The organism is Mesorhizobium sp. GW821-FHT07A06, assembly GCF_059419085.1.
In genome coordinates this window covers 786,776-795,766 of record NZ_JBWKRC010000001.1, presented here as the reverse complement: position 1 = coordinate 795,766, position 8,991 = coordinate 786,776, and the positions used below count along the sequence as shown (strand labels likewise).

At 60.4% G+C, this 8,991-nt stretch carries 22 protein-coding genes; 10 read left to right on the top strand and 12 right to left on the bottom strand.

The genetic code is table 11. From position 1 onward, the window contains the following. Positions 1–21: 21 nt before the first annotated feature. The 12 genes from AC07SZ_RS04010 to AC07SZ_RS03955 form a co-directional block, all read right to left on the bottom strand. On the bottom strand, positions 22–399 hold the full coding sequence (locus tag AC07SZ_RS04010; protein ID WP_494913324.1) for a hypothetical protein: 378 nt from the start codon (positions 397–399) through the stop codon (positions 22–24). Continuing rightward, a complete protein-coding gene (locus tag AC07SZ_RS04005; protein WP_494913322.1) occupies positions 399–866 on the bottom strand; it encodes a hypothetical protein in 468 nt (155 codons plus the stop codon). The genes AC07SZ_RS04010 and AC07SZ_RS04005 overlap by 1 nt, the downstream gene beginning before the upstream one ends. Further along, positions 863–1,132, bottom strand: a complete 270-nt coding sequence (locus AC07SZ_RS04000; RefSeq protein WP_494913321.1) for a hypothetical protein — start codon at positions 1,130–1,132, stop codon at positions 863–865. The genes AC07SZ_RS04005 and AC07SZ_RS04000 overlap by 4 nt, the downstream gene beginning before the upstream one ends. After that, positions 1,129–1,335, bottom strand: a complete 207-nt coding sequence (locus tag AC07SZ_RS03995) for a hypothetical protein (RefSeq protein ID WP_494913319.1) — start codon at positions 1,333–1,335, stop codon at positions 1,129–1,131. The genes AC07SZ_RS04000 and AC07SZ_RS03995 overlap by 4 nt, the downstream gene beginning before the upstream one ends. A gap of 2 nt (positions 1,336–1,337) precedes the next feature. Next, entirely contained in the window at positions 1,338–1,733 is a 396-nt protein-coding gene (locus AC07SZ_RS03990; RefSeq protein ID WP_494913318.1) for a hypothetical protein, read from the bottom strand. Next, positions 1,726–2,439, bottom strand: a complete 714-nt coding sequence (locus AC07SZ_RS03985; protein ID WP_494913317.1) for an LvrA C-terminal domain-related protein — start codon at positions 2,437–2,439, stop codon at positions 1,726–1,728. Before AC07SZ_RS03985 ends, AC07SZ_RS03990 begins: the two co-directional genes overlap by 8 nt. Continuing rightward, positions 2,436–2,801, bottom strand: a complete 366-nt coding sequence (locus AC07SZ_RS03980; RefSeq protein WP_494913316.1) for a RusA family crossover junction endodeoxyribonuclease — start codon at positions 2,799–2,801, stop codon at positions 2,436–2,438. Before AC07SZ_RS03980 ends, AC07SZ_RS03985 begins: the two co-directional genes overlap by 4 nt. Beyond that, complete coding sequence (locus AC07SZ_RS03975) at positions 2,798–2,992, bottom strand: hypothetical protein (protein ID WP_494913315.1); 195 nt, start codon at positions 2,990–2,992, stop codon at positions 2,798–2,800. Before AC07SZ_RS03975 ends, AC07SZ_RS03980 begins: the two co-directional genes overlap by 4 nt. After that, positions 2,989–3,210: a hypothetical protein gene (locus AC07SZ_RS03970; protein ID WP_494913314.1), complete on the bottom strand. Its 222-nt coding sequence runs from the start codon at positions 3,208–3,210 to the stop codon at positions 2,989–2,991. The genes AC07SZ_RS03975 and AC07SZ_RS03970 overlap by 4 nt, the downstream gene beginning before the upstream one ends. Beyond that, the gene (locus tag AC07SZ_RS03965; RefSeq protein WP_494913313.1) at positions 3,207–3,572 is read right to left on the bottom strand and encodes a hypothetical protein; all 366 of its coding nucleotides are present in this window, start codon (positions 3,570–3,572) and stop codon (positions 3,207–3,209) included. The genes AC07SZ_RS03970 and AC07SZ_RS03965 overlap by 4 nt, the downstream gene beginning before the upstream one ends. A 242-nt stretch (positions 3,573–3,814) precedes the next feature. Next, positions 3,815–4,465 (bottom strand): DUF2312 domain-containing protein, encoded by a 651-nt coding sequence (locus tag AC07SZ_RS03960; protein ID WP_494913312.1) that lies wholly within the window; start codon positions 4,463–4,465, stop codon positions 3,815–3,817. Continuing rightward, positions 4,462–4,668: a helix-turn-helix domain-containing protein gene (locus tag AC07SZ_RS03955; RefSeq protein WP_494913310.1), complete on the bottom strand. Its 207-nt coding sequence runs from the start codon at positions 4,666–4,668 to the stop codon at positions 4,462–4,464. Before AC07SZ_RS03955 ends, AC07SZ_RS03960 begins: the two co-directional genes overlap by 4 nt. Before the next feature lie 92 nt (positions 4,669–4,760). On the opposite strand from AC07SZ_RS03955, the gene AC07SZ_RS03950 reads away from it, so the two are divergent. From AC07SZ_RS03950 to AC07SZ_RS03905, 10 genes are all read left to right on the top strand, one after another. Beyond that, complete coding sequence (locus tag AC07SZ_RS03950; protein WP_494913309.1) at positions 4,761–5,099, top strand: helix-turn-helix domain-containing protein; 339 nt, start codon at positions 4,761–4,763, stop codon at positions 5,097–5,099. Between the two features lie 4 nt (positions 5,100–5,103). Beyond that, positions 5,104–5,436: a Rap1a/Tai family immunity protein gene (locus tag AC07SZ_RS03945; RefSeq protein WP_494913308.1), complete on the top strand. Its 333-nt coding sequence runs from the start codon at positions 5,104–5,106 to the stop codon at positions 5,434–5,436. Between the two features lie 8 nt (positions 5,437–5,444). Next, positions 5,445–5,780 (top strand): hypothetical protein, encoded by a 336-nt coding sequence (locus tag AC07SZ_RS03940; RefSeq protein ID WP_494913306.1) that lies wholly within the window; start codon positions 5,445–5,447, stop codon positions 5,778–5,780. Between the two features lie 236 nt (positions 5,781–6,016). Next, on the top strand, positions 6,017–6,322 hold the full coding sequence (locus AC07SZ_RS03935) for a hypothetical protein (protein ID WP_494913305.1): 306 nt from the start codon (positions 6,017–6,019) through the stop codon (positions 6,320–6,322). Further along, a complete protein-coding gene (locus tag AC07SZ_RS03930) occupies positions 6,322–6,492 on the top strand; it encodes a hypothetical protein (protein WP_494913303.1) in 171 nt (56 codons plus the stop codon). Before AC07SZ_RS03935 ends, AC07SZ_RS03930 begins: the two co-directional genes overlap by 1 nt. Further along, a complete protein-coding gene (locus tag AC07SZ_RS03925) occupies positions 6,492–6,692 on the top strand; it encodes a hypothetical protein (protein WP_494913302.1) in 201 nt (66 codons plus the stop codon). Before AC07SZ_RS03930 ends, AC07SZ_RS03925 begins: the two co-directional genes overlap by 1 nt. After that, positions 6,692–6,868, top strand: a complete 177-nt coding sequence (locus AC07SZ_RS03920; protein WP_494913301.1) for a hypothetical protein — start codon at positions 6,692–6,694, stop codon at positions 6,866–6,868. The genes AC07SZ_RS03925 and AC07SZ_RS03920 overlap by 1 nt, the downstream gene beginning before the upstream one ends. A gap of 38 nt (positions 6,869–6,906) precedes the next feature. Then, the gene (locus tag AC07SZ_RS03915) at positions 6,907–7,647 is read left to right on the top strand and encodes an ERF family protein (RefSeq protein WP_494913300.1); all 741 of its coding nucleotides are present in this window, start codon (positions 6,907–6,909) and stop codon (positions 7,645–7,647) included. Beyond that, positions 7,644–8,294 carry a lambda exonuclease family protein gene (locus AC07SZ_RS03910; protein WP_494913298.1) on the top strand — a complete coding sequence of 217 codons (651 nt, stop codon included), beginning with the start codon at positions 7,644–7,646 and terminating at the stop codon, positions 8,292–8,294. The genes AC07SZ_RS03915 and AC07SZ_RS03910 overlap by 4 nt, the downstream gene beginning before the upstream one ends. Before the next feature lie 73 nt (positions 8,295–8,367). Beyond that, the gene (locus AC07SZ_RS03905; protein ID WP_494913297.1) at positions 8,368–8,976 is read left to right on the top strand and encodes an Nmad5 family putative nucleotide modification protein; all 609 of its coding nucleotides are present in this window, start codon (positions 8,368–8,370) and stop codon (positions 8,974–8,976) included. Positions 8,977–8,991 lie beyond the last annotated feature (15 nt).

Below are 8,991 nucleotides of genomic sequence, written 5' to 3'. Positions count from 1 at the left end.
TTTGTTTAAGGGCGGCGGCCACTATGCGCTTTCCTTCATCCTGATCAGCACCAGGCGCTTGGTGCACCCGAGCTGCTTGGCGATTTCGCGCGGTGAATAGTTCTCGGCCAGAAGCCGCTTGATGTCGCGGCGGCGCTTTTCCGCGATCTGGATTTTGCGATGGCGATAGGGCCGATTGGCGCGCGGGTCTTTCAGGCGCTTTGCTCGCGCAATATACTCGACAACCGTGCTGATGGCGATGTCGAGTTCTTCCGCGATTGTCGAATAGCTGGCCATTTCCGCCCACATGTCGAGGACGCGATTGCGGGTGCGGGCAACCTTGGGATGCGTCCTGCCGCCCTTCTTGTTGAAACTGGAGAAGGTGTGGAAGGGCATTGAGGGGCGGTGGCGGGCTGGCATCATTCGGGCACCGTTGTCGGCTCGCGAACAATCCATTCCGCCCAATAATACCCGCTTGGCAATGCCGGCCCCTCAAAAAGCGTCTCGTCCAAAGCGCCGAGTGTTGGGCACCAATAATCGTTCTCGCCATACACGACGATGACGTGGTTGACGCCGCGCGGGCCTTGCCCGGTCATGATCATTGGCAGGCCGCTGCCCCTGCTCCACATCTCGTTCGCACTATCGTTTGTGGACATCCCGCCCTCCGGCGGGAGAACTGGGAAATATATCTGTCGCAGCCCCTGCTCTTTGAACCACTCTGCATATCGAGCGTTCACCTCGTGGGCTGTTAGATCTTCGTGCCAGTGGGGAATCGTATCTCGGTGCCGCTGGAGGACACATGCGATTGCTGTTGGGTAGCAGTCGCCCATGATGCCGTCGCCGGGGCGATGGGCGTGTCCTTGGTATTGCCTGGTAAAATCGCTCACTGCACCGCCCTCCGTGAAAGCGCGTCCCTGCCAGGCAACGGATCGCCGCATATGCGCTGGGTGAGCGTGCGGGTGTCTGGCGGGATTTCGGCGAGGCGCGCGGCTACGTCATCCTGATCGACCCGGCCGGTTGCGTGGTATGTCAGGCCGGCGGCCTTGAGCCGTGCCGACGCTTCCCGATTCAGCTTGCGGTCTCGGTCGCGCGCTCGTTCCTGCTTCGCCTTCTTGACGATGATGGCCTGCTCGGCTGTGAGTTTGTGACTCATGACCGGACCTCATAGGGGCACGGCAGTCCGCGGAGATAGCAGCGCCAATTGGTGATCCAGCGGAGAACCGTGCTTTCCCGCACATGGTAGTGCTTGGCGATCTGGAGCGTGTCCGCGCCGTTCATGAACCGCGTGTAGGCGTATTCGTGCCTTGGGTCTTTCGACGCCTCGGTGTCCTTCCCTGCGTACCCTATAAGTGACATTTTTAAACTCCCTTACGCTGATGAATTGCGGCCTTCGGATTGTCCGGTATCTGCGCGACCAGTTCGGGGTCGAGCGTGAACGTCTCTTCTGCCGCGGCCTTTTCGTATCCCTTGCAGAATTCTGCGTAGGTGGCCGAGACGCGGGCCTTTTCGCTGGCCGTCGGTTCGCGCCAGTCGCCGGCCTGGCTCTTCATAGCCTCGGCCTCGAGTTCGCGGCGCCGGATGCGCTCGCGCTCGCGCTCCGGGTATTCCATGGCCTTGTCGCACTGGCCGCGAAGCTCTGGCGGGCTCGGGAAGAACGCATGGCCAAGCCCGTTCTTCATGATGCTCTTGACCGCCTCGGCGAGCCCGTAGCGCGTCACGCCGTCCAGGGCGAGGTAATAGGCGGCCTTATCCAAGCCGGCCGAACTCGTTGCCCGTGATGGCAAAGCGGCGAGCGATGCCAGAGCCGCCATCTTGTCGGCTTCCGTCGCTGTCGACCAAACGTCTATCCGGGGTGCTGGTAGGTTGCTCATGAGGGGTGATGCCTTGCTGTCTTGCGTCTTCGCGGAACATTTCGCCGATGGACTGCGGTCGAGGCGGCCCCTGCCCTCGAGGCACAGCGGCGGCCGGCTGGTCGTCCCAGCGGTTTTGGTGGAGGAAGGTCGACGGGTTGCACCAGGGCCGATCGTCGGTCTTGGCGACGTACCGATGCAGCCCGGCCATGATGTCGGCCAGGGAAGACCGCTTGAGCGCCAGACCGAATTCGCGCTCGGCGTCTCGTTTGCCGACCTTGTTCGGGAACAGGATCCAGAATTCGGCGAAGCCCGCGCGCACCTCGGTTGAGGAAGCGGTAGCTTCCGAAACCGTGGAAGGGGTTATTTCTTTAGAGGGTGCGGGAGACTTTTCTTTAGGGGAAGGGTTTTCCGCAGATTCCGCAGATTCCACACTTTCCGCAGAATCTGCGGAATTCCGCAGACGCTTGCGCTCGCGGTCCTTCGCGCGGCGGCGCTCGGCTTGGCTGTCCTTCGGCGTCTCGCTCTCGAAAGCCTCTGAGGCAATAAGCGCTTGCTCGACCGTCAGGCCGGCCGCCAGCATCTTGCGAATGGCTGCGGTCACACTCATGCTGCGAGCGCCTCCTCGGCCTGCTGGATGAGAACGACGCAGCCGGGGCCTTCTTCTGCCCACTCATAGGTCAGGCGGCGCACATAGCGGTTGCTGTCGTCCTTGATGATGCCGGCCTTGACGAGAATGTCGCCAACGGCCTTGTCGCAGTTCCCTGCGTCCCTGTGGCGCTTGTCAGGGGCAACGAGGCGGATGAAGATTGATACGCGCCCGTCAACCGGCTGGGCGCGCTGGGCCTTCATCATCCACAACGCCTCGGTCTGCCATGCCTTGTAGCGCGGCGTCGGCACGCGGCCCTTGCCTGGCGCGTTGGTGAAGCACGCCGAGAGCGGAACAGGAAAGGGTAGCTCGATGCGCGTCACGCGGCCTTCTCCGTCGCGCGCTGATAGTCGTCCTTGGCCTGCTGAAGCACTTCAAGTTCGCGGCGCTTCAGTTCGATCTCTGGATCTGAGCGCTTGCTCTTGCCGGCTGAGAATCGGTGCAGCCAGTCGATCTTGCCGTAGACAAGCTTGGCGAGTTCGTGGGCCATGTCGGCATGAGAGCGGCGCGTCATTTCACGCCTCGCTGGCTATAGGATATTCCGGCGTTAATCCGCTCCGTCAGCCCATCGTAAAATTGGCGGCGGATATCCTCACCAGTCACGGGCCACCAAGTTGTCAATCCGTGCTTAAATTCCATTGTCGGATTGGCGATAGCAGCCTTGACACCGCGCACGTAGGAGCCGAGCGGTATTCGTTTACCTGTAGCTGGAAGTGTGACGAACCTCTTCATCCTGGCCTCTTGACGGCCATTGGACAGGACTTCGCGTGGTGCGGGATGAGGCGCTTCGCCTTGTTCAGGATCGGCCGGTTGCAGTATGCTTTCTTCGGCTCAAGCGGAGTCGCCTTATGGCGCTTGCCGTTGTAACCTGGCTGGCAAGGCACATAGTCGTCCTTGGCTTTACTGAACTTCCACTGGTGCCAGTGTGCGCACTCGCGGCAAGTCGTTCCGTCTGGTCCTGTGCCGGCGATATGGGCCTGCCCGAGAAATGTCTCCCGGATGGGCGTGTCAAATTTAGCTTCAGTCATGTGATCGCTGAACATCAGATGTTCGCGCGGACCCTTCTTGTGTTCAATCGTCAAAGACGCGGGCATGTGCGGCCTCCCTTCAGCCGATCGTTGATATCGATCACAGACATCTTGTTACCCTTTACACGCACTTTGTCGCTCATGACATGAAACCCTTGCTACGTTGCTTTCATGAGCAGCAGCAACGAAAGGGATTGGCGAGAACTGGAATCGATCGAAGATGCCGCGCGACGACTCCTGGCAGAACTTGACGCGCGGTCGAAACGACGAGCCGGCCAGATGCCGGCAGAAATTCATGGGGACGCTGGTCACGCGGCCTCCGAAGACCGGCCCGCCGCGGTGAGACAGCGGTGACAAGTGTGCGAGCCATACCCAGCGCATTCGCTCGGGTTTTGGCAGAGTGGGCGAAGCGGAGGCCGTTCCCTCAACAGAAAGGCGGGCACGTCTTCGTTGGGATTGGTGACGGCTTGCTCGGAATCGCCCCTGCATGACACGTCCTGACCAACGACCGAGGCTGAAACCTCATCGTTTTTTGCGCGGGCATCTTGAGAGCTTGGTATGCTGGGCTGGCCGTCGTCAGCCCCTAGGACAGCGTGGTCAGGTGAAAGGGGGCCCGGCGCAGAGAGGGGCTGCGCCGGGCTATCCGTCGTTTCCGGGGGAGGAGTGTCCAGACCCGACGAATGAGGTTCTTCATGCGCATGCGTAGCAACTCTCGTGCCAGATGCGCGCTGGTAGGCATTGCGGTAGAGGTCGAGGACCGCTTCCCGTTCGGCGAACTGGTCGGGTTTTTTCTCCCGCTTGCGCAATTCGTTGACGAGCGCGCCGGCGACGGTCTTGTCATAGCCGACGGATTTCAACTCGGCATAGACTTCCTTGGTGTCTTCCTTCGCGGCGTCTTCAGCTTCACGGCAACGCAGAATGCGGTCGATGAATTGCTTGAACTCGGCATCGGCGCTCATGCTGCGCGCTCCCCGAAGATGTCAGGGCGAAGGATTTCACGCGAAATGCCGGTGATGCGCTCGACCTCAAGAACCTTGTTGGCCGCGACGTTGCGCGCGCCGTTCTCGATCCGGCCCCATTGAACGTTGCTCACCCCAATGAGCTTGCCCGCATCCTCGGCTGTAAGGCCCGCCGACTTCCGCCAGTTTCGAAGCTGTTCCATTTGGCACTTGTACCATCATGGTAATAACCACGCAAGCGCAATTTACCAACACGGCCAATTACTCATATGCACCATGTTGGTAACATGGCAGTATGGTTGCTAGAATTGGTCTTAAAGGCGCAAAGCCAGTCAGGACCTATTTCGCCGAGTGGCGGGAATGGAAAGGCTGGACGCAGCAAGAGCTCGCGGATCGCATGGAGACGACTCCGGCGACGGTTTCTCGCGTCGAGAGCGGCGAGCGCGATTGGGGCAAAGGGTATCTGGAAGCCTTCGCCCACGTCATCGGCTGTCCGAACCCATCAGACCCGATTACGCGACCGCCTGGTGCATCTCAGACGCTGGATGACATGCTTCGCGATGCTCCGCCGGAGAAGCGCCAGCAGATCATCGATTTCGCGGCCTATGTCTTGAAGACCGGCACCAATGGGTAGGAGATTGGCGCGCGCCGTGCTTTCTGCCGTAATTTTTGGGGCGTCGGCATTGCCAGTGCATGCCGCAAATGACGGCCAAGAAATCCGACAGATCTGCATGGCCGATACAACAGTCTGCAATGTCTATTTGATCGGCCTTGTGGATGGGGTCTTGGGCTCGCAGCAATACCTGGTCGGGCTGGGAGGTCGCCGAATTATTTGCGCTCCGGCATCGACTTCCATGGATACCGGTGTGGCCGTCATCAAAGCGTACATGGCGCAAAACCCAAAAATCTGGACCGAAGACCCAGCAACCATCGCATACAGCGCCATGATGGATGCGTGGCCGTGCCGCTAGGAACGCCTATGACCGAAGTGCGGCTGGGGGCGATGGAACCGAAAACCACAACCGTTGGATCAGATGATGGCTCGATCTATACCGTTGACACTATCGAGCACGAAGGAGCGCTTTGGCTCGTGCCGCTATGGGTCGAAGTGCTTGACCCACCAGGGCAAGAGCCAGCCAGAGCAATACGCCTGACGGGATTGGATTTTCGGCCCGGCCTGGACACCGACTATCTTCTACAGACGATAGTGCCCATAGGGATTTTGGACGGAACAACCCCGCCGGAACAAGCAGCCGGATTTGTGGTTGTCGATCGGCCAACCGATAACCGGCTCGCGTCGTCACGCCCTCAGTAGGGCAATCTTCGGGTATCGAGCGCTCGGAATTAAGGGACCACGTTTCGCCCTCCATTGGCGTTCCACCTTTCACAAACATGACATGATCTCCCGGCCCGCCTTGTGCGGGCTTTTTCATGCCTATGATTCGCACGGTCCTCGGCATCTGTCAAAAATAATTCCATCTTGGTAATTATTTCGCTTGCACAATAGTACCAACATGGTAAGTTCATGTCATACCCACTGAGGGAACGGACATGAACGCTCACAGCCAAATCGCCCCCGCCGCCATCGGCCTTCTCGCCAAGACCAAGCCCGAATTCCTCCGCGACGTGATCGCGATGAAACGCGAACGCGGCGATACCGATCTCGACGGCTTCAAGCGCGTCTGCGCCGAATTCGGTTCGGGCGTCTATGCCACCGTCGGCGGCGCGGCGTGGGCCATGCGTCAGTGGGTCGCCAATCGCAAGACATGGATCAGCGCCGAGCAGCACGCACGGCGCATCGCATTCCTCGCCGATCTCGACGCGGTGGTCGCCGGCACCTTCGAGAGGGCCGCGTGATGGAACGCCTGATCGTCACCTCGTTCGTCTATCCGCCAATCCCGATCCGCACCTCTGACTGGTGCGCCTACTTCGATGACCTCGGAGCCGATTGCAGCCCCTACGGCTGGGGCAGGACCGAGGCCGAAGCCAAGCAAGACCTTCTCGACAATTGTGAGGATGAAGTCTGATGGAAAAGAAGTTGAAGGCGCTCTGCGCCAAGCATGGTCTCTATTCGATATCGGTCAGCGTTTGGCCGAACCGCGACCATCCTTTCTCGGTCTTCGTGCACCCCGATATGGAAACCTGTGCGATGGGCGACGGCGCGACCGTCTCCGACGCGGTGGAATCCGCGATGGTCGATCTGCGCACACGTCGGCGGGCTGCGTGATGGATATCCTCGAAGCCGCCCGCCTCCTCCGCTTCCAGTCCGACTGGGAGCGCCGCTGGCATCACTATGAACTCCTGCTCACTGCTGGCATCGACGCCGACGAAGCCGAGCGGATCGTCAGGCACACAGCAGCAGACCGAGCAGCGCAGCATCAGCCAGAAGGAATTGCAGCATGAACGCCCCAGCCTCACAGGCCCTTGTCGAGCATGACGCCTTGCCGATCACTGGCTCGGCCGTCACGGTCCCCGCTGAACGTCGCGAAATGACGCCCATGGAGATGGTTGGCCGCGCGCTCGAAATGGGCGTATCCGCCGACATTCTCAAGCAGATGATGGACCTCCGAGACCGCGAAGAGGCCCGCAACGCCAAGATGGCATTCACCAAGGCGGTGTCAGCGGCGAAGGCTGAACTTGGCCCGATCATGCGCAGCCGCGCCGTCGACTACACCCCGGCGGGCAAGGAACGCGTCTTCTACCGGCATGAAGACCTTGCCGGCATCGAACGGCAGGTGACGCCTGTCTTGACCAAGTATGGCCTGAGCTATCGCTACGAAAGCGACAACGGCCCGGATCGCCCCATCACCATCACTTGCATTCTGGAGCATGTAGACGGGCATTTCACGCGTACGCCGCTTTCAGGCCCAGCAGACAACGGCGCCGGCAAGAACAGCCTCCAGGCTATCGCGTCGACCACAACATACCTCCAGCGCTACACGCTGAAAATCGCGCTCGGCCTGTCGGTTAGTCACGACGACGACGGTCTGAAAGCCGACGAAAAGGTCGAGGACCGGGTGACGCCCGAGCAGCGCGATCACTTGTTGAAGCTCATCGATGAGACCGACACGGATATCGTGAAATTCTGCGAGTGGGCGAAGGTCGATGCTGTCGCAGATATGCTGGCCGCCCACTACGACAAGGCCGTCGGCGTCCTCCAGCAGAGGAAGGCCAAGCCGTGAGCGCCCAGATTTTCGACCACGAACAGGGCTCGGCCGATTGGTTCGCGTGCCGCGCTGGCATTCCGACGGCTTCGAAATTCGCCACCGTCATGGCCAAGGGCGAGGGCAAGACCCGCTCCAAGTACATGCGACAGTTGGCCGGCGAGATCATCACCGGCGAGCCGATGGAATCTTTCACCAACGGTCACATGGACCGTGGCAAGACCATGGAAGACGAGGCGCGCGAGACATACGCCTTCATCAACGATGCCGAGATCAAGCGTGTCGGCTTCATCCGCGACGGCAACAAAGGCGCCAGCCCTGATAGCCTCGTCGGGGACAAGGGCGGGCTGGAGATCAAGACCGCCCTGCCCGATATCCAGATCGAACGCCTGATCAGTGGCAAGCTGCCGCCAGAGCACAAGGCACAAGTGCAGGGCAATATCTGGATTTCCGGCCGCGAGTGGTGGGATTTCGTCAGCTATTGGCCGAAGCTTCCGATGCTGACCGTCCGCGTGTTCCGTGACGATATCTACATCGCCAACATGTCGGCTGAGATCGACGCGTTCAACGCCGAGCTCGCCACCCTGGTCGACAGCATCCGCAACTACGATCGTCGCTCCGAAATCCTCAAAAACCAACTTGTCCAGAGCGTTTTAGCTGGCTGACCTCCAGCGCCCGCCGGCGGCAGTGTTCCAGTACCACCGGCCATTTCTTCGAACCCAAAAGGGATGAACCCAAATGAGCAGACTGACCACATCGAACCGCGAGCGCATCGTTGCCGCCGTCCTTACGCATCGTTTTTCGGATACGGTTGAGGCGCTGACCGCCGACCGCGCCGCGCTCGCGGAGGCGGTTTACAACGACATTTACCGGAAGGCTGATCGCGAGAAGATGGGCGCACTGCCCGCCGGCTGGCTTCCAGAGGAACCCGACATCGGTGTGCAGTTTGGCGAAGCCGGGCGCGGCTACGAAAGCCTGAATTTCAACGGCCTATTCTATGGCGAAGCGAGCGGCGCTCGCAAGAAGAGTGACCGGCCCGAAACAATCAAACGCCGCGTCCAGCATCGTCACGCGCGCGGTTGCGTCAAGGTCTACGAGACCGAGCATTCCCTGTCCAAGCGCTACCACGACCTATCCGCCCGCAAAAGCGATCTAGAGGCGCAGTACCGGATTGCCAAGAAGCAAACCGAGGCGGCGCTAGCCAGCGCCTCGACTGTCAAGCGCCTTGTCGAAATGTGGCCAGAGATCGAGCCATTCGCCCGCCAGTTCGAAAACGTTCCGGTCAATCTGCCGGCGCTCCCGACTGGAGACCTCAACGCGATGCTCGGCCTGCCCATCGCGGCCTGACCTTCGAAGGAGCGT

Bases quoted from the DNA above. Each gene is read 5' to 3' on its own strand.
- AC07SZ_RS04010 (WP_494913324.1), bottom strand. From the start codon at position 399: ATGCCAGCCCGCCACCGCCCCTCAATGCCCTTCCACACCTTCTCCAGT.
- AC07SZ_RS04000 (WP_494913321.1), bottom strand. From the start codon at position 1,132: ATGAGTCACAAACTCACAGCCGAGCAGGCCATCATCGTCAAGAAGGCG.
- AC07SZ_RS03995 (WP_494913319.1), bottom strand. From the start codon at position 1,335: ATGTCACTTATAGGGTACGCAGGGAAGGACACCGAGGCGTCGAAAGAC.
- AC07SZ_RS03985 (WP_494913317.1), bottom strand. From the start codon at position 2,439: ATGAGTGTGACCGCAGCCATTCGCAAGATGCTGGCGGCCGGCCTGACG.
- AC07SZ_RS03975 (WP_494913315.1), bottom strand. From the start codon at position 2,992: ATGACGCGCCGCTCTCATGCCGACATGGCCCACGAACTCGCCAAGCTT.
- AC07SZ_RS03970 (WP_494913314.1), bottom strand. From the start codon at position 3,210: ATGAAGAGGTTCGTCACACTTCCAGCTACAGGTAAACGAATACCGCTC.
- AC07SZ_RS03965 (WP_494913313.1), bottom strand. From the start codon at position 3,572: ATGCCCGCGTCTTTGACGATTGAACACAAGAAGGGTCCGCGCGAACAT.
- AC07SZ_RS03960 (WP_494913312.1), bottom strand. From the start codon at position 4,465: ATGAGCGCCGATGCCGAGTTCAAGCAATTCATCGACCGCATTCTGCGT.
- AC07SZ_RS03955 (WP_494913310.1), bottom strand. From the start codon at position 4,668: ATGGAACAGCTTCGAAACTGGCGGAAGTCGGCGGGCCTTACAGCCGAG.
- AC07SZ_RS03950 (WP_494913309.1), top strand. From the start codon at position 4,761: ATGGTTGCTAGAATTGGTCTTAAAGGCGCAAAGCCAGTCAGGACCTAT.
- AC07SZ_RS03940 (WP_494913306.1), top strand. From the start codon at position 5,445: ATGACCGAAGTGCGGCTGGGGGCGATGGAACCGAAAACCACAACCGTT.
- AC07SZ_RS03935 (WP_494913305.1), top strand. From the start codon at position 6,017: ATGAACGCTCACAGCCAAATCGCCCCCGCCGCCATCGGCCTTCTCGCC.
- AC07SZ_RS03930 (WP_494913303.1), top strand. From the start codon at position 6,322: ATGGAACGCCTGATCGTCACCTCGTTCGTCTATCCGCCAATCCCGATC.
- AC07SZ_RS03925 (WP_494913302.1), top strand. From the start codon at position 6,492: ATGGAAAAGAAGTTGAAGGCGCTCTGCGCCAAGCATGGTCTCTATTCG.
- AC07SZ_RS03920 (WP_494913301.1), top strand. From the start codon at position 6,692: ATGGATATCCTCGAAGCCGCCCGCCTCCTCCGCTTCCAGTCCGACTGG.
- AC07SZ_RS03905 (WP_494913297.1), top strand. From the start codon at position 8,368: ATGAGCAGACTGACCACATCGAACCGCGAGCGCATCGTTGCCGCCGTC.